Annotated in this window: 20 protein-coding genes; 19 read left to right on the top strand and 1 reads right to left on the bottom strand. The window is 35.0% G+C overall.

Annotation, left to right across the window (positions count from 1 at the left end):
- Positions 1-6 precede the first annotated feature (6 nt).
- Entirely contained in the window at positions 7-918 is a 912-nt protein-coding gene (locus QZ357_RS04010; RefSeq protein WP_290772088.1) for a LysR family transcriptional regulator, read from the bottom strand.
- Positions 919-1,042: 124 nt separating this feature from the next.
- On the opposite strand from QZ357_RS04010, the gene QZ357_RS04005 reads away from it, so the two are divergent.
- The 19 genes from QZ357_RS04005 to QZ357_RS03915 form a co-directional block, all read left to right on the top strand.
- On the top strand, positions 1,043-1,663 hold the full coding sequence (locus QZ357_RS04005) for a DedA family protein (RefSeq protein WP_290772086.1): 621 nt from the start codon (positions 1,043-1,045) through the stop codon (positions 1,661-1,663).
- Between the two features lie 236 nt (positions 1,664-1,899).
- Positions 1,900-3,435, top strand: coding sequence for a sodium/proline symporter PutP (gene putP, locus QZ357_RS04000; RefSeq protein WP_290772083.1), 1,536 nt, complete (start codon positions 1,900-1,902; stop codon positions 3,433-3,435).
- 280 nt (positions 3,436-3,715) lie between these two features.
- Entirely contained in the window at positions 3,716-7,438 is a 3,723-nt protein-coding gene (locus tag QZ357_RS03995; RefSeq protein ID WP_290772081.1) for a phosphoribosylformylglycinamidine synthase, read from the top strand.
- 12 nt (positions 7,439-7,450) lie between these two features.
- A complete protein-coding gene (gene purE / locus QZ357_RS03990; RefSeq protein WP_290772079.1) occupies positions 7,451-7,939 on the top strand; it encodes a 5-(carboxyamino)imidazole ribonucleotide mutase in 489 nt (162 codons plus the stop codon).
- 13 nt (positions 7,940-7,952) lie between these two features.
- Positions 7,953-8,657: a phosphoribosylaminoimidazolesuccinocarboxamide synthase gene (gene purC / locus QZ357_RS03985; protein WP_290772077.1), complete on the top strand. Its 705-nt coding sequence runs from the start codon at positions 7,953-7,955 to the stop codon at positions 8,655-8,657.
- Positions 8,658-8,751: 94 nt separating this feature from the next.
- Positions 8,752-10,125 (top strand): amidophosphoribosyltransferase, encoded by a 1,374-nt coding sequence (gene purF, locus QZ357_RS03980; RefSeq protein WP_290772148.1) that lies wholly within the window; start codon positions 8,752-8,754, stop codon positions 10,123-10,125.
- A 1-nt stretch (position 10,126) separates the two neighbouring features.
- A complete protein-coding gene (gene purM, locus QZ357_RS03975) occupies positions 10,127-11,158 on the top strand; it encodes a phosphoribosylformylglycinamidine cyclo-ligase (RefSeq protein WP_290772075.1) in 1,032 nt (343 codons plus the stop codon).
- A complete protein-coding gene (gene purN, locus QZ357_RS03970) occupies positions 11,149-11,769 on the top strand; it encodes a phosphoribosylglycinamide formyltransferase (protein ID WP_290772072.1) in 621 nt (206 codons plus the stop codon). The genes purM and purN overlap by 10 nt, the downstream gene beginning before the upstream one ends.
- A gap of 18 nt (positions 11,770-11,787) precedes the next feature.
- Positions 11,788-13,329 carry a bifunctional phosphoribosylaminoimidazolecarboxamide formyltransferase/IMP cyclohydrolase gene (purH, locus tag QZ357_RS03965; protein ID WP_290772069.1) on the top strand — a complete coding sequence of 514 codons (1,542 nt, stop codon included), beginning with the start codon at positions 11,788-11,790 and terminating at the stop codon, positions 13,327-13,329.
- Between the two features lie 14 nt (positions 13,330-13,343).
- Positions 13,344-14,594, top strand: a complete 1,251-nt coding sequence (gene purD / locus QZ357_RS03960; RefSeq protein ID WP_290772066.1) for a phosphoribosylamine--glycine ligase — start codon at positions 13,344-13,346, stop codon at positions 14,592-14,594.
- A gap of 5 nt (positions 14,595-14,599) precedes the next feature.
- Complete coding sequence (locus tag QZ357_RS03955) at positions 14,600-15,496, top strand: ComEC/Rec2 family competence protein (RefSeq protein WP_290772063.1); 897 nt, start codon at positions 14,600-14,602, stop codon at positions 15,494-15,496.
- A gap of 4 nt (positions 15,497-15,500) precedes the next feature.
- Positions 15,501-15,683: a hypothetical protein gene (locus QZ357_RS03950; protein ID WP_290772060.1), complete on the top strand. Its 183-nt coding sequence runs from the start codon at positions 15,501-15,503 to the stop codon at positions 15,681-15,683.
- Positions 15,684-15,700: 17 nt separating this feature from the next.
- Positions 15,701-16,501, top strand: a complete 801-nt coding sequence (locus QZ357_RS03945) for a hypothetical protein (protein WP_290772057.1) — start codon at positions 15,701-15,703, stop codon at positions 16,499-16,501.
- 13 nt (positions 16,502-16,514) lie between these two features.
- On the top strand, positions 16,515-17,591 hold the full coding sequence (locus tag QZ357_RS03940) for a metallophosphoesterase (protein ID WP_290772054.1): 1,077 nt from the start codon (positions 16,515-16,517) through the stop codon (positions 17,589-17,591).
- Complete coding sequence (locus QZ357_RS03935; protein ID WP_290772051.1) at positions 17,592-20,042, top strand: ATP-binding protein; 2,451 nt, start codon at positions 17,592-17,594, stop codon at positions 20,040-20,042.
- Positions 20,043-20,056: 14 nt separating this feature from the next.
- Positions 20,057-21,142 carry a tRNA 2-thiouridine(34) synthase MnmA gene (mnmA, locus tag QZ357_RS03930; RefSeq protein ID WP_290772048.1) on the top strand — a complete coding sequence of 362 codons (1,086 nt, stop codon included), beginning with the start codon at positions 20,057-20,059 and terminating at the stop codon, positions 21,140-21,142.
- Positions 21,143-21,202: 60 nt separating this feature from the next.
- Entirely contained in the window at positions 21,203-21,667 is a 465-nt protein-coding gene (locus QZ357_RS03925; protein WP_290772045.1) for a hypothetical protein, read from the top strand.
- 21 nt (positions 21,668-21,688) lie between these two features.
- Positions 21,689-22,840, top strand: a complete 1,152-nt coding sequence (locus tag QZ357_RS03920; RefSeq protein WP_290772042.1) for a M20 family metallopeptidase — start codon at positions 21,689-21,691, stop codon at positions 22,838-22,840.
- Positions 22,841-23,056: 216 nt separating this feature from the next.
- A partial coding sequence (locus QZ357_RS03915) for a ComEC/Rec2 family competence protein (RefSeq protein WP_290772039.1) occupies positions 23,057-23,860 on the top strand: 804 nt, incomplete at its 3' end.

Below are 23,860 nucleotides of genomic sequence, written 5' to 3'. Positions count from 1 at the left end.
TTTTAATCAGTATTTATATTCTTTTATATATTCCTCCAGTTTTTCTATGTATTTTTTTGCTGGAATACTTAAGCTTACATTTTTATGTTTTATGTATCCCAGTTTTATTATTTCGTCGGATTCCAACGGTATGGATACAAGGTTGCTTCCGTTTAGTTCTACGCTGAGTATTCCCGTCGTTATAGTGTACCCTTGGAGTCCTATTAAAAGATTGGAAAGGGTCGCTCTGTCGCTTACAAGCAAGTTTTTTTTGTGAGATAAAGTACTTAGGATTTCTTCCGAAAAATAAAAAGAATTGTGTGTTCCTTGTTCAAAGGAAATTCTAGGATACGGATCCAAGTCTTCTATTTTTATTTTTTTCTTCTTTGCCAAAGGATTGTCTGCACTTATGAATATGTGGGGTTTTGCATCAAACAAATGGGTAAAAATCAGACCGTTGTCTTTTATGATTTTATTAAGTACTTTTTCGTTAAAATCGTTTATGTATATTACACCTATTTCGCTTCTTAAGTTTTTTACGTCTTCTATTATTTCATGAGTTTTGCTTTCTCTTATTGCAAACTCGTATTCATCTTGATCGAATTCTTTTACCGTGTTTACAAAGGCATGAACGGAGAAAGCATAATGTTGAGTTGAAACGGAGAATAATCTTTTTGAAGGCGCTTTTTTCATATATCTTTGTTCTAAGAGTTCAGCCTGTTCCACGACCTGTCTTGCATACCCCAGAAACTCCGCCCCGCTTGTAGACAGGGATATTCCTCTGTTGGAACGCAGAAATATTTCTATTCCGATTTCATTTTCCAATTCTTTTACGGATTTTGAAAGACTAGGCTGTGTTATGAACAGTCTGTTGGCGGCTTCGTTGATGGATCCGCAGTTTACTATTTCGATTATGTATTTCAGTTGTTGCAGTGTCATTATTTTTTACCTTTATTTTACATTTTTTTAATATATATTTAACTAATATAATATATATTATAACATATTATATAAGTTGTTATTACAAATTTACATATTTAAAATTTGTTGTTAGGAGATTGAATTGCAGGAATCTTTAATAAGTATAATAAATGATTACGGATATTTAGGCATAATGTTTTTGATTTTGGCGGAAAATGTTTTCCCTCCAATACCTTCCGAAGTTGTGCTTCTTTTCGGTGGATATTTAACGACAGTGACGGATATGAATCCGTTTGTCGTTATAATATTTGCGACAATAGGTGCAGTTTTGGGTGCATTGGTATTGTATTCTTTGGGGTATGTATTAAAACGGGACAAATTAAAAGCTCTTTTCTCCGGTCGTTTTGGGCAGATTTTGCATTTGAAAGAAAGGTATATAGATTTGAGCTATAAGTGGTTTGTGAAATATAAAAACAAAGCGGTACTGATATGCAGATGTATTCCTGTGGCTAGGAGTTTGATTTCCATACCTGCGGGACTTTCGAGGATGAATTTGTCTGTTTTTTTGATTTTGAGTACTTTGGGGACTTTGATTTGGAATACGGTGTTGGTATTGCTGGGGAACTTTATGGGGGATGCTTGGGAAGTCTGTATTCCTTATTTAAAAGGATATTTTGAAGTTGTGGTTGCAGTCATTTTGATTTTGGGAGCTTTGTATATATTTTATTATAAAAAAAAGAAACGTGAAAGCGGGATTGGATAATTTTCGGAAAGATTTAAATTTTTATAAAGGATTTTTATTTGTTTTTTAGGATACTGTTGGTTTAAAGTGTTTTTATATCACTTTTCTTTTATGAGCGTTTTTTTACTTTCTTTTGCAAATCTTGACAAAAAAATAAAGTTCATATAAAATATTAAACAGGTAGCGTATCAGTACGGTACCTGATTTTTATTATCGGTGATAATTTATGATATTTTAAAATTGACGGGAGAAATTTTATGGAGACTAATCAAATAGGTATGCTTGTCGTTATTTTTGTATATCTGATAGGCATGGTTATAATAGGAGCTTATTTATCTAAGAAAAATGAGACTGCAAGCGATTTTTATCTGGGAGGAAGAAAGCTAGGGCCTTTTGTTACCGCCATGAGTGCGGAAGCGTCGGATATGAGCAGTTGGCTTCTTATGGGGCTACCCGGAGTTGCTTATCTATCGGGGATTGCCGATGCGGGATGGACTGCAATAGGGCTTGCGGTCGGTACATATGTAAACTGGCTTATAATTGCAAAAAGAATAAGGATTTATACGGAAGTTTCAAAAAATTCTTTTACCCTTCCTGATTTCTTTTCAAATCGTTTCAGAGAAAAAAAGAAAGTACTTATGTTGATATCTTCATTGTTTATTATAATTTTCTTTATTCCTTATACAGCATCGGGTTTTGCCGCATGCGGTAAATTGTTTTCAAGTTTATTCGGAATAGATTATTTTACGGCAATGGTTGTAAGTGCCGTTGTTATAATATTGTATACTGCGCTTGGCGGATTTCTTGCTGCCAGTACAACTGACTTTATTCAAAGTATAATCATGTCGGTTGCCCTTGTTATCATTCTTGTTTTCGGTGTCGGTGCCGCCGGAGGGTTTGATGCTGTTATTAGCAATGCAAAAGAACTTCCCGGATATTTAAGCATGATTGCAACCCATGATATGGTATCAGGTTCAGCCAACAGTTACGGATTTTTAACTATAGTTTCAAAAATGGCATGGGGACTTGGGTATTTTGGAATGCCTCATATACTTCTCAGATTTATGGCTATTGAAGATAAAGATAAATTAAAAACATCAAGAAGGGTTGCTTCTCTATGGGTTGTTATATCAATGTTTGCTTCAATATTGATTGGAATTATAGGTTACGGAATGACAAAGGCGGGAGTTATACCTATGCTTGAAGGAAGCGCTTCTGAAACCGTAATAGTTAAAATTGCCGAAGTATTGAGTACTCACGGTTTGATTTTTGCGGGATTTGCAGGTGTTATACTTGCCGGTATATTGGCTTCTACTATGTCTACTGCCGATTCTCAGCTTCTTGCTGCTTCATCAAGTGTATCTGAAAATATAATTGGTGGAGTGTTCGGTAAAAAGCTTGACGGAAAGAAAACCATGATTGTTGCCAGAGCGTGTCTTGTATGTATTGCTGTTTTGGGTATAATACTGGCAAAAGATCCGAACAGTTCTGTTTTTGGTATTGTTTCTTTTGCATGGGCAGGTTTCGGGGCTACTTTCGGACCTGTTATATTGTTTGCTCTTTTTTGGAGAAGAGCTAATAAATACGGTGCCGTTGCTTCGATGATTTCTGGAGGATGTATGGTATTTTTGTGGAAATACGTTATAAGCAATCTCGGCGGTGTGTTTGATATTTACGAATTGCTTCCTGCATTCTTGACAGCAAGTATCTTTATGGTGGTAGTAAGTCTTCTTACTCCTGCACCTGAAAAAGAGATAACAGACGAATTTGATAAAGTAAAAGAAATGATATAAATAAAAAGGCAGGGGGATACCTGTCTTTTTTGCTTTCTTTGATAAGCTTTACGTAAGTTTGTTTTTTTGTGATTCAAGCGAAATGTGGTATATATTTGTGTTACATTTGTTTTGTGTTTTGGATGATTGTATATTTTGTCTTTTTTTGTTTAAAGTTTACTAAAATTTATAACAAAAATATATAAAAATACTAATTAAAATTTATAAAAATGTGGTATTATTAATAAATACATAAAAGTTTTATTTTTTTATAATAATATTACATGATTTGGAGTAAAAGATGATAAAAAGAGTATTTATAGGTAAAAAGGAAGGCTTTGACACCGCAGGAGAAAATCTTCTTAACGATTTGAAAGTTAATCTTAATATAACGGGATTGACAAGAGTAAACATATTCAATCGTTATGATTTGCTTGTGGACAGCAGTGAACATTTTGAGAATTTGGTTAACAATGTTTTAAGTGAAGTAAATGTAGATGATATCTATGTTGACGAGCTTCCTGAATTTGAAGGGGCAAAGCTATTTGGTATAGAATATCTTCCCGGACAATATGATCAAAGAGCCGACTCTGCACAGCAGTGTGCGAATTTGATTATGACAAATGAGGATTTAAAGATAAAAAATGCAAGAGTTTATGTTCTTTATGGGGATATAAGCGATGCGGAATTAAATGAAATCAAAAATTATCTTATTAATCCCGTTGATTCCAGAGAAGTTATTCTCGCTAACGACATAGACCTTACGGAAGAGGAAGTAGAGGTTAAGAGAACACCGATAATCGAAGGTTTCATTGACTCTGATGATTCTTATTTGGAAAAACTCCTTAATGACATGGGTCTTGCGATGGACATAAATGACCTTAAACTTATAAGGGATTATTTTAAAAATGATGAAAAGAGAAATCCTACTCTTACGGAAATAAGAGTTCTTGATACATACTGGTCTGACCATTGCCGTCATACTACATTCTCCACTCATTTAACCGATATTGATATAGAACAGGGCGGAATAAATGATGAAATTAAAGGTGTATATGATGAATATATGGCTTTAAGAGAAAAATTATATGTAGGTAAAAATAAACCTGTTACACTTATGGATATGGCTGTAATAGGAACAAAAGAGATAAAAGCAAGAGGTCTGTTAAATGACCTTGAAGAAAGTGATGAGATTAATGCTTGCAGTATAAGAGCTAATGTTGATGTTGACGGAAAAGACGAAAAATATCTTATCATGTTTAAAAACGAAACTCATAATCATCCTACGGAAATTGAGCCTTTCGGAGGGGCTGCAACGTGTCTTGGTGGTGCAATAAGAGATCCGCTTTCAGGAAGAAGTTATGTTTATCAGTCAATGAGGGTTACAGGTAGTGCTGATCCTACGGTTCCATACGACAAGACTTTAAAAGGTAAACTCTCTCAAAGGGAAATCACAACGGGAGCCTGTCATGGTTTTTCTTCTTACGGAAATCAAATCGGACTTCAAACAGGGCAGGTTAAAGAATATTATCATCCGAATTATGTAGCCAAAAGAATGGAAGTAGGGGCTGTTATTGCAGCTGCAAAAGAAGAAAATGTAAAAAGACTTACTTCCGACCCGGGAGATATTATTGTTCTTGTTGGAGGAAGAACGGGAAGAGACGGCATCGGCGGTGCCAGCGGTTCTTCAAAAGAGCATACGGAAAAATCGGTGCTTACTGCGGGAAGTGAGGTTCAAAAGGGTAATCCTATTGAAGAAAGAAAACTTCAAAGATTATTCAGAACAGATGAAGTTGCAAAAATGATTAAAAAATGTAACGACTTCGGTGCCGGTGGAGTAAGCGTTGCGGTAGGCGAACTTGCGGACAGTTTGAACATTAATCTTGACAGTGTGTTAAAAAAATACGAAGGACTTGACGCAACTGAAATAGCAATAAGCGAATCGCAAGAGAGAATGGCCGTTGTAATAGCAAAAGAAGACAAAGAAAAGTTTATAGAAGCGGCAAGAAAAGAAAACCTTGAAGCCGTTCAGGTTGCTACGGTCACTGACGACGGTAACATTGTAATGACTAAAGACGGTGAAGAAGTATTAAAAATCAAAAGAAGTTTTGTCGATACTAACGGAGCGAGCAAAAGTGCTAGTATCAAAGTAAGAAAAACTTCAAATGTAATATCTTCTTTAGCAGATAAAAATAAAACAAACGAAGAAAATTTTGTAAATATACTTAAAAATCACAATGTATGCTCTCAAAAAGGTCTTGTGGAATACTTTGACAATACGATTGGCGCAAACAATGTTTTGATGCCTTACGGCGGTAAGTATATGTTAAGCGAAGTTGACGGAATGGTCGCAAAAGTACCTCTTGAAAAAGGAGATACGAAGACTGCAACGGTTATGACAAATGGATTTGACCCTGAACTTTTAAGTGAAAATCCTTATCTTGGAGCGATGTATGCAGTTATTTCTTCGGTTTCAAAAGCCGTTGCCTTAGGTGCTGATTACAAAAAATTAAGGCTTTCGTTCCAGGAATATTTTGAAAGACTGAGAAAAGATCCTGAAAGATGGGCTAAGCCGTTTATTGCTCTTCTTGGTGCATTAAAGGTTCAGTTGGAACTTAATACTCCTGCAATCGGAGGTAAAGACAGTATGTCGGGGTCTTTTGAAGATATCGACGTTCCGCCTACACTTATCTCTTTTGCAGTGGGGGTTGTGAATGCCGATAAGGTTGTAAGCAGTGAATTTAAGAGGGCCGGAAATAACGTATATGTAGTTAAGGTAAACAAAACAGAAAACAACACTCCTGATTTTGAAAGTGCAAGAAATGTTTTTGATTTGGTACATGACTTAATAGAAGAAGGTAAAGTCAAAGCCTCTAAATCAATAACTGTCGGCGGTGCTTGTGAAGCTATTTCAAAAATGTGTTTTGGTAACAAATTGGGATTTGAATTTGCTGAATCTGATTATGATATTTACGCTAAAAACTATGGTGATATTATTATAGAAACAAGCGAAGTAATAGAAAATGAGAATGTTGTTTTACTTGGTAAAACAATAGAAGAAAAAGAAATAAGAGTTAAAGGTGAAGCAATTGACCTTGAAATGTTAATCAAAGAATGGGAAAATCCTCTTTTAAGTGTGTTCCCAATCGATAGCGGAATTGAAACAGATGTAAAGGAAATTACTTATACAAAAGGAAGTGTAATAAAAAGAAAAACCAGTATTGCATCTCCTAAAGTTATCGTTCCTGTATTCCCGGGAACTAACTGTGAGTATGATACGGCAAAAGCTTTTAACGAAGCTGGGGCCGACAGCGATATATTCGTATTTAAAAATAAAACCCAAAAGGATATAGAAGATTCTGTTTTGGAACTTGAAAATAGAATAAGAAGTTCTCAAATTATCGCTCTTCCAGGTGGATTTTCTGCCGGGGACGAACCGGACGGTTCAGCTAAGTTTATTGTCAGCGTATTTAAAAACGAAAGAATAAAAGATGCGGTTATGGATTTACTTAAAAACAGAGACGGGCTTATGCTTGGTATTTGTAACGGATTCCAAGCACTAATCAAGACAGGTCTTGTTCCTTACGGAGAGATAAGGGATTTGGATGAAAACAGTCCTACTCTTACATTTAATTTGACTAACAGACATATAGCGAATATTTCATACATAAGAGTTGCTTCAAACCTTTCTCCATGGTTTAAAAACGTAAATGTCGGAGATACTTTTGTAAATCCTATTTCTCATGGAGAAGGTAGGTTCGTATGTGAAGAGAAAGTTCTACAGCAACTTATTGCAAACGGACAGGTTGCTACACAATACACAGATGAAAGCGGTAATTTATCTGTGTCACCTAGAATAAATCAAAATGGTAGTGTATGTGCAATTGAAGGTATTACATCACCAGACGGTAGAATTCTTGGTAAAATGGGACATAGCGAAAGAAAAGGTTCAAATCTATATAAAAATATTTATGGAGAAATGGAACAAAATATTTTCTTAAGCGGAGTTGAATATTTTAAATAAAAGGAGATACAAATGGGTAAAGTAGCAGTTATTATGGGCAGTGACTCTGATCTTGGAGTTGTTGAAAAAGGTTTAAAAGTTCTTAAAGATTTTGGCGTTGAATACGAGGCGAGAGTAATATCGGCTCACAGAACACCGAGACAAGCAGAAGAATTTGCAAAAAATGCGAAGAAAAACGGTTTTGATGTTATAATAGCGGCAGCGGGTAAAGCTGCTCATCTTGGAGGAGTATTGGCTGCGATGACGACTCTTCCCGTAATAGGTATTCCCATTAAAACGTCTTTAATGGGAGGAATGGATTCGCTTTTGAGCATAGTACAAATGCCGAAGGGGATTCCTGTTGCGACGGTTGCCGTTGACGGAGCTGAAAATGCCGCTTTGTTGGCGATTCAGATGATGGCTCTTAAAGATAAAGATTTGGAAAACAAGCTTGAAGACTACAAATTAAAAATGGAAGAAGAAGTAGTCGAAAAAGATAGAAAATTACAAGAAAGAATTTAAGGAGTGTTTGGTAATGGAAAAGTTGGAAATGTTATACGAAGGAAAAGCTAAAAAAGTATTTAAAACAGAAAAAGCAGACGAATATATAATCGAATACAAAGATGACGCTACCGCATTTAACGGTAAGAAAAAAGACACGATTGCAAACAAAGGTATAGTAAACAACAAATTTACAGGTATAATTTTCGGAATGCTTGAAGAAGCGGGAGTACCTACTCATCTAATCAAAGTTTTGGATGATACACATCAACTTGTTAAAGCTGTTGAAATCGTACCTGTTGAAGTTATTATCAGAAATGTTGCCGCAGGTTCTATTTGTAAAAACTTAGGACTTGAAGAAGGAAAAGAACTTAACCCAACGGTATTTGAATTCTGCTACAAAAATGATGACTTTGATGATCCATTAATCAACGATTATCATGTTCTTGCAATGGGACTTGCAACAAAAGAAGAAATTGATACAATCAAAGAATATACATTTAAAATAAATGAATTACTAAAAGATTTCTTCTTAAAACACAACTTAAAATTAATTGACTTTAAAATAGAATTCGGTAGATGTAACGGCAAAATCGTTTTAGCTGATGAAATTTCTCCTGATACATGCAGACTATGGGACAAAGACACAAACAGAAAAATGGATAAAGACAGATTCAGAAGAGACCTTGGCGATGTTGAGGAAACTTATAAAGAAGTTTTAGGCAGAATCAGCGAATAATAATTACTCTATATTTGATTTAATAAACATATATAAATAAGGAGAATTTACTTTGGGTTTTCAATTAGATAAATTTAAAGATGAATGCGGAGTTATGGGAGTATTGCAAGATACTCCCGAAAATACAGCCGCTTATGTATATTTGGGGCTTTATGCTCTTCAACACCGTGGACAGGAAAGCTGTGGTATCGCAGTTAATAACGATACACAAATAACTCAGCACAGAGGAATGGGACTTGTCGGAGATGTATTTACATCAGATGAGTTGAAAAAACAAAAAGGTGAAATTGCGATAGGACACGTAAGGTATTCAACAGCCGGAGACAGTGATATAAAAAATGCACAACCTCTTACAGTGAACTGCAAAGACTGGCAGATAGCGCTTGCTCATAACGGAAATCTTGTAAATGCGGATGCTATAAAAAATATGCTTCAGGATGACGGAGTTATATTTATGACCAGTTCAGATACTGAGGTTATAGCAAATTTGATAGCAAGAAACTATAAGTTCGGTATTGTTGAAGCGTTAAAAAGGGTTGGACAAATTGTAAAAGGTGCATATGCATTGGTTCTTACAATGGGAGATATGCTCATAGGTGTCAGAGACCCTTACGGACTCAGACCGCTATGTCTTGGAAGACTTGAAAACGGCGGATATGCTTTAGCCAGCGAATCATGTGCTTTGGATGCTATAGGTGCAACTCTTGTAAGAGATATAGAGCCGGGAGAAATAATAGTTTTAAGTTATAATCATATGGAAAGCTATAAGATAGAAAGCTGGGCAAAACCGAGAAGATGTATATTTGAGCTTGTTTATTTTGCCAGACCGGACAGTATAATCGATGGTGATGAGGTTCATGAATCAAGGGCAAGAGCCGGAAAACTGCTTGCAAAAGCTGATGAAGGCAAAATAAATGCCGATGTTGTCATGGCAGTGCCTGACAGCGGTGTGTCTGCTGCGATAGGGTATGCGGAAGAATCCGGTATACCGTACGGAGTGGGACTTATAAAAAACAGATATATAGGAAGAACCTTTATACAGCCTACTCAGGCTATGAGAGAAGAAGGCGTTGATATAAAATTAAATGTGTTAAAGTCAAATGTCGAAGGAAAGAGTGTCGTATTGATTGACGACTCAATAGTTCGTGGAACGACATCAAAAAGAATTGTTGACAAACTGAAAAAAGCGGGAGCCAAGGAAGTACATTTCAGAGTTGCTTCGCCTCCTACATCTTACAGTTGTTTCTTCGGTATCGATACACCGAACAGAGATAAGTTGATTTCTTCAAAATTGTCTTTGGAAGAAATTAAAGAATTTATAGGAGCCGATTCTTTGTATTATTTAACCTTGGATGAATTAAAACAAACGGTTGCGGATTTTGACAAAGGATATTGTATGGCTTGTTTTAACGGGGATTATCCTATGGAAGTGCCTTTTAGAGAAGAGCAGGTAAGGAGTAGTAAATAAAATGGAAAAATTAACATATAAAAACAGCGGTGTTGATAAAGAAGCCGGATACGAAAGCGTTGAGCTTATAAAAAAACACGTTAAAGAAACATTCAGTGAATATGTTCTTACAGGTCTTGGAAGTTTCGGAGGAGCAGTGGAGCTTCCTGAAGGTTATAAAAAACCTGTGCTTATAAGCGGAACGGACGGAGTAGGTACAAAGCTCGTGCTTGCGCATAAACAAGACATTCATGATACTGTAGGTATAGACCTTGTTGCGATGTGCGTTAACGATATATTATGTCACGGGGCAAGACCTTTGTTTTTCTTGGATTACATTGCCTGCGGAAAAAATTACCCAAAGAAAATAGAATCCATAGTAAAAGGTGTAAGTGAAGGGTGTAAACAAGGGATGTGCGCTCTTGTCGGAGGTGAAACCGCCGAAATGCCGGGTATGTACAAAGAAGAGGACTATGACCTTGCGGGTTTTTGCGTAGGAGTTGTGGATAAAGATAAATTTATCTCAGGCAAAGACATAAAAGCAGGAGACAAGCTCATAGGTATACCTTCAAGCGGGGTTCACAGCAACGGGTATTCTCTTTTGAGAAAGTTGTTTTTTGAGGTTAAAGGATACGATGTTGATACATATGTTGAGTCTTTAGGCGAAACTATCGGAAAAGCTTTGCTTACCCCTACAAAGATATATGTAAAAAGTATCATGACTTTGCTTGAAAAAGTGAATGTTAAAGGTATGTGTCATATAACAGGAGGAGGCTTTGTCGAAAATATTCCGAGAATGATACCGGATGGACTTTGTGCAAAGGTTGACACAACAAAAGTAAATGTTCTTCCTATATTTGATTTAATCGAAAAAGAGGGAGAAATAGATAAAAAAGAAATGTTCTCGACATTTAATATGGGAATAGGTTTTGTCGTTGCGGTTAAGGATTCTGACGCAGCAGAAACAATGGAAGTTTTGAAAGCAGCGGGAGAAGAACCTGTTATGTTGGGCGAAGTGATTGAAGGTAAGGAGAAGATTGAATTATGTCTTTAAAAAAGATAGCCGTACTTATAAGCGGGGGAGGCAGCAATCTTCAAGCCGTGATTGACAAAGTTCATAAAAAAGACGGGATTATAGACATAGTTATTTCCGATGAAGAAGACGCTTACGGGCTTACACGTGCACAAAAGGCGGATATAGAAACATTGGTAATAAACAGTAAAAGTTACGATTCAAGAGAAGATTTTGCAGGTGCAATTGAGGAAGAATTGACAAAAAGAAATATAGACCTGATTGTTTTGGCAGGATTTATGAAGATACTTCCTCCTTCATTTGCAAAAACATTTAAAAACAGAATTATTAATGTACATCCTTCATTGATTCCTTCTTTTTGCGGGAAGGGATATTATGGTATAAAAGTACATGAAGCTGTTTTGAACTACGGCACAAAGATTACGGGGGCGACCGTGCATTTTGCCGATGAAGGCGCCGACACCGGACCGATAATAATACAAGGGACGGTTCCCGTACTGAATGATGATACCCCTGAGATTTTACAAAAGAGGGTTTTGGAGGTAGAACACATGATTTTACCGAAAGCCGTAAGTTTATTTTGTTTGGATAAGCTTGAAATAAAGGGCAGAATAGTGTATATAAAAGAATAGATATTGGAGGAAGTATAAATGATAAAAAGAGCACTTATAAGCGTTTCAGATAAAACAGGAATAGTTGATGTTGCAAAAGAACTTGAAAAAATGGGAGTAGAAATTATTTCTACGGGAGGAACCAAGAAAGCTCTCGAAGAAGAAGGGGTTAATGTTATATCGGTTGAAGAAGTAACCGGTTTTCCGGAATGTTTGAACGGAAGAGTAAAGACTCTTCATCCCGGAATAATGGCGGGGCTTCTTGCAAAAAGAGATAACGAAGAACATATGCAGCATTTATTTGACTTATCGATTGCACCTATCGATATGATTATTGTAAATTTATATCCTTTTAAAAATACAATATTGAAAGAAGGATGTACTTTTGAAGATGCAATTGAAAATATTGATATAGGCGGGCCTACGATGCTTAGAGCCGCAGCCAAGAATTTTCAGGATGTAGCTGTTGTTATAGACCCTAAAGATTATGATGTTGTTTTAGGTGAACTTAGAGAAAACGGTGAAGTGTCTTATGACACAAAACTAAATTTAGCTAAAAAAGTATTTATGTCGACAAGTTACTATGATACATTGATAGCAAACTATTTGAGAGAAAAAGTAGGGGATGATTCTTATCCGGAAACGCTTACTTTATGCTATGATAAAGCGCAGGATTTAAGATATGGGGAAAATCCTCATCAAGATGCTGTTTTTTATAAAGAAGTACAACCTATGAAAGGTTCTCTACCAAATGCCAAACAATTACATGGCAAAGAACTTTCTTACAATAATATAAATGATACAAACGGTGCACTTGAAATTCTTAAAGAATACAATGACGAGCCTACAATTGTGGCTGTAAAACACGCAAATCCTTGTGGTATAGCGAGTGATGAAGCTATTTCAAATGCATTTAAGAAATGTTACGAAGCAGACCCTCAATCTATATTCGGGGGAATCATTGCTTCAAACGAAGAGATAGACAAAGAAACCGCAGTTCAGATAAGCAACATATTTATTGAGGTTGTAGTAGCTCCCGGTTTCAGTGATGAAGCTTTGGCAATACTTACAAAGAAGAAAAATATCAGATTATTGGAACTCAGTGATATAAAACACAACGAAGAAGGTAAAGATATTAAAAAAGTTATGGGCGGACTTTTGATGCAGTCTAGAGACACAAAACTTTTAAGCGAAGAGTTAAAAGTCGTAACCAACAGACAGCCTACAAATGAAGAAATGCAGGATTTGATTTTTGCATGGAAAGCAGTTAAGCATACGAAGTCAAATGCTATTTCTTTAGCAAAAGACAAAGTCTTGGTTGCTAACGGTCCCGGACAGGTGAGCAGAATATGGGCTCTTGAAAATGCCGTTAAGCAGGGCGGCGATTCAGTAAGGGGAAGCGTGTTGGCTTCTGATGCTTTCTTCCCATTTGATGATTGTGTCAAAGCGGCTCATGAAGCCGGTGTGACTGCGATCATACAGCCTGGCGGATCAATAAGAGACGAGGATTCCATCAAGGCTTGTAACGAATATGGTATTGCTATGGTCTTTACGGGTATGAGACATTTTAAACATTCATAAAAGGAGAAATTGAAATGAAAGTTTTAGTAGTAGGTTCCGGCGGCAGGGAACATGCATTGGTTTATAAATTAATCCAAAGTCCTTTGGTTACTGAGGTATTTTGTGCTCCGGGTAATGCGGGTATTGCACAGATGGCCGAATGTATTGACATTAAAGTCGACGATATAGAAGGATTAAAAGAATTTGCAAAGACAAACGAGATAGGTCTGACCGTAATAGGTCCTGAACTTCCTCTTGTTATGGGAATTGTCGATGAGTTTGAAAAAGAGGGACTTAAGGTATTCGGTCCGAATCAAAAATGTGCGGCTTTTGAAGGCAGTAAAGGACTTACAAAGAGATTCCTTGAAAAATACAAAATACCGACTGCCAAATATTTGGAAGTTTCAACTTATGAAGAAGCCGTGAAAAATCTTGAAAAATTCGGATTCCCCGTTGTTGTAAAAGCTGACGGGCTTGCTGCAGGTAAGGGCGTAATAATCTGTGAAAACAGAGAAATGGCCGTGAATGCACTTAAAGAAATAATGGTGGATAAGGTGTTCGGTTCTTCGGGGGACAGTGTTGTAATAGAAGAATTTTTGACCGGTACGGAACTTTCTACTCTATGTTTTGTTGATGGTAACAAAATCATTCCTATGGAAAGTGCAAGGGATTACAAACCTGCTTATGATAACGATGAAGGATTGAATACAGGGGGAATGGGAAACTATTCTCCGAATAAAATCTTTGACGAAAAATTGAATTCAAAAATAAGAACAAAGATATTGGATCCGATAATCAATGGTTTTATCAAAGAAGATTTGGATTATAAAGGGGTATTGTTTATAGGTCTTATGGTGGAAAACGGAGAGCCTAAAGTTCTTGAGTTCAATGTTCGTTTTGGAGATCCTGAAACACAGGCTGTTATGCTTAGACTCGAAAGTGACCTTGCCAATATAATGCTTAATACTGCTGACGGTATTTTGGAAGAAGAAGATATCGTTTGGTCACAAGATCCGTCTGTTTGCGTTGTTATGGTTTCAGGAGGATATCCTGAAAGTTATGAAAACGGAAAAGTGATAAACGGACTTGATAAAGTAGACGATGATGTTATAGTATTCCATGCCGGAACAAAAAGAGAAGGCGACAATATCGTAACAAACGGCGGAAGAGTGCTTAATGTATGTGCAACCGGCGAAACATTGGACGAAGCAAGAGAGAAGGTTTATAAAGAAGTAAACAAGATTACTTTTGACGGTGCATATTTCAGAAATGATATTGCAAGGTAATAAAATTGGCTAAGATAAAAAAGTTAACGTGCTTAGTATCTCTTTGTTTTGTACTGTTATTTTCTTTTGCATGCAGTGCTGATTTTGAAGAGATATATGATATTTTCGGTACTGCCGATTCCGTTACTTCTTTGGAAGAGGGTTCTACACTGGTTGAAGCCGTCGATGTTGGACAGGCGGATTGTTTTCTTATAAGCAATGAAAGTTTCGGAAATATACTAATAGACACGGGAGATACCGAACATTCCGAAGATTTGGTTGATTATTTAAAGAAAAAGGATGTTGATTATATAGATTATATAATTCTTACTCATCCTCATTCCGATCATATAGGGGGAATGAGTGAGATACTCGACAATTTCGAAGTAAAAAATATTTATATGCCGAAAATGACCCATAATACCGCTACTTTCAGAAAAGTAACAGGTAAAATGAGAGAGAACAATCTGCGTTTTAAAGAAGCAAAAAGCGGGGTTAAGATTGCCCTTGGGGAAGGAAGCAGTATTGAGTTTTTATCTCCTACAAAGGATATGTCATTAAAAGATTTGGATAATTCCGATGCTGTTTGTATGCTTAAAACAAACGGCAAAAAAGTTTTGTTTACAGCAGATATATTTAAAGAAACAGAACTTAGGTTGATACACAGAACAGGGAAAATAGATATTTTAAAAGTTGCCCATCACGGAAGTCACAAATCGACTTGCAGTGAGCTGCTCCTTGCCACAAGGCCTACATATGCCATGATTGGAGTAGGTGAAAATAACAAATATGACCATCCTTCAGAGGAAACTTTAAAGCGCCTTGATAAATTCGGGGTGGAAGTTTACAGGACCGATTTGGACGGTAATATTTCTTTTGTTATAAGTAATGAGGGAAACATAGAAGTTAATACAAGCAGGTAGTTTTATGAAAAAAGGTACAGTAGACAGGTTTGAAAACGATAAAGTGGTGATAGAGTTTGATGACCTAAAAATCGGTGTTTTGCCAAAAGATTGTTTTAACGAAGATATAAGAGAAGGCGATGAAATAATACTTAAAGTGGAATCAAAGCACTGTAAAAATATTGATATAGATGATTTATTTGAATAATTTATTAGGAGAACCTTATGAGCGAATATTACATGAAAATGAAAGACCTTATAGCCAGGTTGAAGGTTGACGGCTATAGCATAACGGGAAGGATGATTAAGCATTATATAGATATAGGGATACTTCAAAAACCTTATTATGTATGTTCAAATCAAGCTTTGTATGCAGACTTTCATTATATAAGACTTAAGAGAATTTTATCGGAAAAAAAAGCCGGTAACAGTATAGCAAAAATCAAGGATGAGATTTTTAAGGAAAACGAAGAGCTTGTTGTAAAAGCAGGTGAAAAAGGTTTGGATTCTTCCGATATTGTTGATATATTTAAGATGTTCGGGTTCGTTGAAAAAGAAGAAGCTAAACTTGCAAGACAGGAAAGAACTGAAAATAAGACATATTCAAAGGTGGAGATACTTGAAAAGCTGGACAGTGACGGAAGCATTTTGGATTTGGCAGTCGATACCGGAGTTTTGCAGGATAAAGATGAATATGACAGTTATGAACTTTATATTTTAACTTGCGTCAAAAATCTTATAAAGGTAAAAAAACAGAATAAAAAAGTAAGCGGTCAGCTTATTGAAAGAATAAGCGAAATATCAAAGTTGAACAGTATAGCAAACGAACTTGCTTATTTAATCAATTCCGATAAAGACAACTCATGGTTATATACTTATTTGTTGGAAGCCATTTTATTTAGTAAAACGGAAAGAGAGAGCGAAGAAGAAAAGAAGATTTCCGTTAAAGAAGAAAATGACTATAAGTATAAACAGGCATTGGCGGCATTGGAAAGTATGGAAAAAGATAAAAATTTTGAAGGATAAGGTGAAAAATAGGATGAAGTTTATACATAGTGCGGATTTGCATCTCGGATCTTCTTTTCTTTCATCTTCTTTTGGGAAAAATATTGCAAAGGAAAGAAGAGAGGACTTATTTAAAGCCTTTAATAAATTGATAGCAGCCTGCAAAAAAAGAGAAGCGGATCTTCTCTTGATTGCAGGTGATTTATTTGAGGACGAATTGGTCAGAGCAAGCGACATTAACAGGGTTATAGACGGTTTTAAGTCTATTCCTGAGGTTAAAGTTGTGATAGCTGCTGGAAATCATGATTATATACATGAAAAATCTTTTTATAATTTGCTGTCTTTCCCGGACAACGTAACTGTTTTTAAAGAAGACAGACTTGAGATGGTTGAATTTGAAGATTTAAATACGCGTGTTTATGGGTTAAGTTTCTTAAAAAAACATTATGATGAGGATATTTTACAGGTTCCTGATTTGGATGAAAGTAAAAATAATATACTTCTTCTTCATTGTGATATTTTGAGTAAAGAGAGTGAATATTTGCCGGTGGACAAGAAAAAACTTGAAAATTCGGGATTTGATTATTGTGCGCTTGGACATATTCATAAATCTGTAAAAATAAATGGCAACAGTGTTTATCCTGGAAGTTTGGAGCCTTTGGGTTTTGGAGAAACCGGGTATCACGGGTATATATTCGGACAAATTGAAGAGAAGAAACTCGGCGTAAAACTTATTAAAAGTAATATCAAACAATTTGAGGTGTTTGATGTAGATGTTACGGGAGTGGATTCTTTGGAAAAGGTTATTACTCTTATAAAAGAGAAATCAAACAAAGACTTTGACAAGTGGTTGTTCAGAGTTACTTTAAGGGGAATATTAAGCGAGCTTGTTAAAACGGAAGACATAAAAACCAGGTTAAACGATGAGTTTTATTATATCGAGGTAATCGACAATACATCGGCGGATTATTATCTGCCTAAAATATATACCGAAAACAAAGACAATATTATCGGTCTATACATTGATGCTTTGAAAAACAGAGAAAGCGAAGCTGATTTGGAAGCTTTGTATCTGGGACTTGATGCACTTTTAAATGAGGGGTCAAAATAGATGAAGATAAGAAAATTGAATATTAAGAGTTTTGGTAAATTTAAAAATAAAGAAATAGAATTTAAAGACGGACTTAATATAGTTTACGGTAACAACGAAGCAGGAAAATCCACAACCCACAGATTTATTCAGGGTATTTTCTTTGGTTTTTTCAAACCTTACAGCAAGAATAAAATATATACAAAAGAATATGTAAGGTTTAAACCTTGGAACAGTAATCTATACAAAGGTAGCCTGGAATTTAATATAGGTAAAAGAGAATACAGAATAGAAAGAAACTTTGATAAAAAGAATGAAGACTTTAAATTGTTTGACAATATAACAGGGGAAGATTTGACGGATAAGCTTCCTTATGACGCATCCACAAAGCAAAGGATTATTTCTCCCGTAATAAAGCTTAACAGTGTGCTTTACAATAATACTATATCCATTGCTCAACTTGGGAATAAAACTGAAAAGGATTTTAAAAGAGAAATAAGCGAGGCGTTGGCGAATTACGAAAAAGGTAACAACAACAAAATTTCCGTAAATAAGGCTCTTGGCTACTTGGAAAAACAAAAAGCTGACATAGGAACGAGAAAGCAATCTAAATCTAATTACGGAAGTGCGGTAATAAAGCTTGAAGAACTGAAAAAATCCAAAGAAAAAGCAATCCTGGCAATGGAAGAAAACAAAGAACATTATCTTGAAGCAAACAGGCTTGAAGAACAATTAAGAGAGCTTAAAAAGAAAAAGCGGGATATTTTAAATGACATAAACAGTGTAGCCAGAAACAGAGAAAAAGTAATATATTTTAAATATAAATCCGTAGAAGACGAAAATAAAAAAATCAGAGAAAAGATAGAAGAATTAAAGAAATACAGAGATATAAACAATGAACTGTATACCGAGTTTTTGAATCTTAATTCTGAGAACAAAGCCTTACACGAACAAATTGATGAATTAAATAAAAAGCAGGAATATGTAAACAGTGCTCTTTCTAGTTTGGATGACGAAGCCAAAGAAGTAAACAAAGAAACAAAAGGGAAAGACTATAACAGAATAATTTCTGATATCGAGATATTAAAAGACAGGCTTGGGAATATAGAAAGATTAAAAGGAAGATTATCGCAGAAAAAGGATGTAAAAGTCGAAAAAGATTATTCGGCAAAGACCACCACAAACAAAGTAATAAACATACTTTGTGTCGTAACTGCCGTTATAAGTGCGTTTATGTTGGCTTTTAGTTTTACCATAAGCAAAGCTCTTCTTTTGTATTTTTATATCTCTCTCGGTGCTGCTGCTATCTGCTTAATAATGAAGCTGGTTATAATGAGTGTATACAAAGAAACATCGAAGAAATATGAGAAATACGATACTTCTTTAATAAGAACACAAAATATGATTGAGCTTAACGAAGTTGAGATAAATAAGATATTGATGGATTATGAGGAAGAAGATCCGTATAAATTAATAGAAATATTGGAAGAAAAAAGTATTGTGGCGAAAGAAGCCTCTCAAAATCAAAATAGACTGGAAAAGTATAAAATGGATCTTGAGGATTTTGAAGGCACGGGTAAAATTCTTGAAGAAAAAATAAGCAATAATGCTTATAAGATGAATGAAATATTGATAAAAAACAATATTTCAAGTGTAGAAGAATTCAAGGATGCCTTAGAAAAAAGAGAGGAATATGATAGACTTATTGACAGATACGAAAGCAACAACAAGCTTTTGATGAATATCATTGACGGTAATGACATCAATTTGTTGGCAGAAAAATTTAAAGACGAAACCGTTGACGAAGATACTCTAAAGAAGATTAACGGAGTAAACAATGATTTTCTTTCGGAAAGTGCGGATACGGTTAATGATGAGATTACAAAAATTTCCGCAGAATTGTCAAGAATAAAAGGTATATTGGAAGAGTCCAACTCTTTTAACGAAAATCTTTGTGTTATTAACGAAGATATAAATAAATATGAAACAAGAATAAAGGAATATGAGTTTAAATTATTGGCTTTGGAAAAGGCTATTGATACGATAAACAGCATTTCCAAAGATATTCATACAAGTGTTGCTCCGAGAATAAACGAAACTTTGGGATTAATAATGTCTAAAATAACCAAAGGAAAATATTCGACGGTAAAAGTTAACGACAACATGGATGTAATGGTCCTTGACGAAGAAAGCGGACAGATGGTTGACGCCGAAAGTTTAAGCAACGGTACTATAGATCAGATATATTTGGCTTTAAGATTCAGTATAATAGACAACCTATTACTAAATAGCAAAATGCCTATCATACTTGATGATTGTTTTGTTCAGTATGATGATTACAGAGTAAAAGAAGTGTTGTCGTATCTTGAAAGTGTGTCGGAAGAAAAACAGATAATCATATTTACATGTCATACCAGAGAGGAAAAAGCTTTGGATGAACTCGGACTCAAATATAATAAAATAACATTATAAAAAGGAGAAAGTAAGTGAAAAAAGTTGTCATTGGTATGAGCGGTGGCGTAGACAGCGCCGTGAGCGCATACCTGTTAAAAAAGCAAGGATATGATGTGATAGGGCTTTTTATGAAGAATTGGGATGAAACCGATGAAAACGGAGAGTGTACCGCAGAAGAAGATTATGATGATGCAAGAGCGGTATGTTTGCGAATAGGAATTCCATGTTACACCGTAAACTTTACAAAGGAATATTGGGATAATGTATTTACTTACTTTTTGGATGAATATAAAAAGGGAAGAACTCCCAATCCGGATGTCCTTTGCAACAAAGAAATAAAATTCAAATGCTTTTTGGATTATGCTCTTAATGTATTGGATGCGGATTATATTGCAACCGGTCATTATGCAAAAGTGGAGCATACTGATAATGGAACTTTACTTTTAAAAGCAAAAGACCAACATAAAGATCAGACTTATTTTTTGTCTTTGCTAAAGTCAAAGCAGCTCGAAAGAGTTATTTTCCCTTTGGGGGACATTGAAAAGACTCAGGTAAGGGAAATAGCCGAAAGAGAAGGATTTAGAAACGCAAAGAAAAAAGATTCGACGGGTATATGTTTTATAGGTGAAAGAAATTTCACAAAGTTTCTTCAAAATTATCTTCCGAATCAAAAAGGCGATATGATAGATATGGATACGGGAGAAAAAAAGGGAGAACATATAGGTCTTATGTATTATACTTTGGGACAGAGAAGAGGTCTTGGAGTAGGAGGATGCGGAAGCGGAGAAAGATGGTATGTTGCGGATAAGGATTTAGAAAACAACATACTTTACATAGTTCAGGGAGATAAAAATCCTAAATTATATAAAAACGGATTTATCGCAACGGATGTAAATATGGTATCAGGGGAGTACCCTGCAAAAAAATTCAGATGTGAACTTAGGTTTAGGCATCTTCAACCTTTAAAAAAAGTTACGGTGGAAGTGCTTGATGAAAGTAGAGTGAAGGTTATATTTGATGAAGAGCAAAGCGGTGTTACTCCGGGGCAGGTAGGAGTTTTTTATGACGGAAATGTTTGTCTTGGCGGAGGCGTGATAGATAAATTAATTAAATTTTAATATTATTTATGTATTTATTATGATAAAATATAATTCAAATCAGATATGAGGTAATATAGTATGAAGAATTTTAAAAAAATATTCAGCGTTTTAATTGTTGCATTGATGCTTGGAAGTTTGTTTGGATGCGGAACGGATCCAAAAGAGCATTCTACGGATTTTTCCGATATTGAAAACAAATGGACTTTAGATTGTATTTATATCGATGCTCATGCGAAAAAACAAAGTAAAAATGCCAAGACAGATGTAGTGATTGATGATTCGTCTATGGTTCTTACTACAACCAAGAAGAAAGGTTCGCCTTCTACCGTTACTTATACAGTAAGCGGTGTATCGGATGGGAAATTTACGGCAAGCGGCAACGGAGAAACAATAGAGTATACATTTAATTACGATCCCGGAGCCAACTTGGTTCATCTTTATAATAAAGACGAAAAAGGAAGAACCGTTCATACGATTTACAGAGAATACAGTGAAGCTCTTCCTTGGGGTGACGGTAAGACAGATACAACAAAGACGGAATAATTATTTTCCCGGAGGAATCGGATGTTTGATATTTTAAAAGAGAAATATTTTGAGGAAATAAAGAGAATAAGAAGAGACTTGCACAGGATTCCGGAAGAGGGACTGAAAGAATACAAGACAAGTCAATATATTAAAGATTATTTGACAAGTTTGGGGCTTGAATACGATATAACCGCCCAAACAGGAGTTCTTTGCTATTTCGATGCAGGAAGCAGTGATACCTATGCTTTCAGAACGGATATGGATGGATTGAGTATCGTTGAAAACAATGATATCGATTTTAAGAGTTCTCATTGCGATATGATGCATGCCTGCGGACATGATGGTCATATGGCGATACTTTTGGTCTTTGCAAAATATTTAAGCGAAAACAAAATCAACTTAAAAAGCAATATTTTGCTTATTTTTCAGCCTGCGGAGGAAGGTCCTGGTGGTGCAAAGCTTATAATAGAAGAAGGTAAATTGAAAGAGTATAATGTTAAAAATGTATTTGCACTTCATTTAAGTCCAAATGTACCAAAAGGTAAATACTCATCAAAACCTTATGGTTTTTATGCGGCTTCTACGGAGTTTTCTGTTTTTATTGACGGTAAAGCCTCTCATGGGGCGGCTCCTCACAACGGAGTTGACGCTATAGTGATTGCGGCTCAGTTTATAAACGGTATACAAAGTATAGTAAGCAGAAATATCAATCCTATAAAAGAAGGACTTATTACAATAGGAACCGTAAAAGGCGGAGACAGAATAAATATAATTGCAGAGCATGTGGAGATGGAAGGTACCATTAGGACTCTTGACAAAAATACTTACGGTATTATAGATAAGAGAATGCATGTTTTGGCTGATGGATTAAGTGAAGCGTATGGATGCCAAATTACTTATGACTGGAGACCTTTTTACGGTATAACTTACAATGATAAAGATTTATTCGATAAAGTGATACCTGCTTTCGGTGATGATTTTATTCCTGCCGAAGCTATACTTAGTGCCGAAGATTTTTCTTTTTACAGTGAAGAAGTTCCTTGCTTTTTCTATGAACTCGGAATAAGAGAAGAAGAAAAAGGATATATCTACCCTTTGCATAATGCTAACTTTAATTTTGATGAAGAGAGCTTGCTTTATGGAGTGATGGGAAATATAAATATATTAAAAACATTGGGAGCTATAGAGTAAAAAGTATCGGTATAATATCAGTAAAATTATATTATGATTTTAATAAGATAAAGATAAATAAGCATATAGAAATTTTTCTATATGCTTTTATAATTTATTTTATAATTCTTAGGATTTTGTTTAATTATAGAGAGATAATTTGATATTTTCTTGTTATAATGTTTTTGGAATATATGTAAGTTTATTTAAAATTTATAAAATGGGGAATAGAAAAATATGGAGATGAATATTAAAAGACCTGCAATAATTATATTTCTGTATGTTTTATACGGTATTATCGCTGCCTATTTTGATGTGCCGTTTTTAATATTTGCGCTTATTGGCATTTTGTCAGGTATTGTTTTGATTATATCGTTTAAGGATATTCCTCTGAGAATTATTTTTGTTATTTGTATTTTATTGGGTTTTGTCTCTTTCTTACATACAAATTTCAAGCTTGATTATAAAAGCGCGCTGGATAGTTATGTAAATAATAAAGTTACTTTTGTTGGAAGAATATGCAAAGTACCTGTAGAAAAGGAAAAGAAAACACAGCTTTATGTGAATGACATTTCTTTTAAGGACGGCAATAAGATTGTTAACACAAATGACAAAATACTTATAAACGTTTATTATGACAATCACAGTTATAAAGTCGGCGATTATTATGAATTTTCGGGCAAAGTTAAAAGAGCTGTTTCTTTTGATGACTTTGATTATAATCTTTATCTTAAAACAATAGGTGTTTATAACTATTTAAATATAAGCAAGAATAATGTGAGCTTTGTAAGAGAAGGGCATCTCCCATTATATTTGGATAAAGCTTTTGACTTAAGGGATAAATTTAAAAGTAACCTTGCGGAAAATATTGATGACAAAGACAATTTAAATTTACTTATGGGAATTTTATTTTCTGATAAAAGTTTAAGTGATGATATTAAAGACAACTTTAACGATACGGGTTTGAGTCATATTCTTGCCGTATCGGGTGTCTGTTTTCTGTGTTGGGTATTTCTAATAGGAGAAGAACGGCTTAAAATG

Origin of the sequence: Anaerofustis sp. (genome assembly GCF_019420015.1) — a bacterium.
Classification (GTDB): Bacteria; Bacillota; Clostridia; order Eubacteriales; family Anaerofustaceae; genus Anaerofustis.
Note: the sequence above shows the minus strand (reverse complement) of the source record. Positions and strands in the feature narration are given on the sequence as shown.

Coding starts and splice junctions, on each gene's coding strand:
- purF (WP_290772148.1), top strand. CDS start 8,752: ATGGGAGTATTGCAAGATACTCCCGAAAATACAGCCGCTTATGTATAT.
- purN (WP_290772072.1), top strand. CDS start 11,149: ATGTCTTTAAAAAAGATAGCCGTACTTATAAGCGGGGGAGGCAGCAAT.
- QZ357_RS03995 (WP_290772081.1), top strand. CDS start 3,716: ATGATAAAAAGAGTATTTATAGGTAAAAAGGAAGGCTTTGACACCGCA.
- QZ357_RS03925 (WP_290772045.1), top strand. CDS start 21,203: ATGAAGAATTTTAAAAAAATATTCAGCGTTTTAATTGTTGCATTGATG.
- QZ357_RS03935 (WP_290772051.1), top strand. CDS start 17,592: ATGAAGATAAGAAAATTGAATATTAAGAGTTTTGGTAAATTTAAAAAT.
- purH (WP_290772069.1), top strand. CDS start 11,788: ATGATAAAAAGAGCACTTATAAGCGTTTCAGATAAAACAGGAATAGTT.
- QZ357_RS03945 (WP_290772057.1), top strand. CDS start 15,701: ATGAGCGAATATTACATGAAAATGAAAGACCTTATAGCCAGGTTGAAG.
- QZ357_RS03950 (WP_290772060.1), top strand. CDS start 15,501: ATGAAAAAAGGTACAGTAGACAGGTTTGAAAACGATAAAGTGGTGATA.
- purE (WP_290772079.1), top strand. CDS start 7,451: ATGGGTAAAGTAGCAGTTATTATGGGCAGTGACTCTGATCTTGGAGTT.
- QZ357_RS04010 (WP_290772088.1), bottom strand. CDS start 918: ATGACACTGCAACAACTGAAATACATAATCGAAATAGTAAACTGCGGA.
- QZ357_RS03940 (WP_290772054.1), top strand. CDS start 16,515: ATGAAGTTTATACATAGTGCGGATTTGCATCTCGGATCTTCTTTTCTT.
- purM (WP_290772075.1), top strand. CDS start 10,127: ATGGAAAAATTAACATATAAAAACAGCGGTGTTGATAAAGAAGCCGGA.
- QZ357_RS03920 (WP_290772042.1), top strand. CDS start 21,689: ATGTTTGATATTTTAAAAGAGAAATATTTTGAGGAAATAAAGAGAATA.
- purC (WP_290772077.1), top strand. CDS start 7,953: ATGGAAAAGTTGGAAATGTTATACGAAGGAAAAGCTAAAAAAGTATTT.
- putP (WP_290772083.1), top strand. CDS start 1,900: ATGGAGACTAATCAAATAGGTATGCTTGTCGTTATTTTTGTATATCTG.
- purD (WP_290772066.1), top strand. CDS start 13,344: ATGAAAGTTTTAGTAGTAGGTTCCGGCGGCAGGGAACATGCATTGGTT.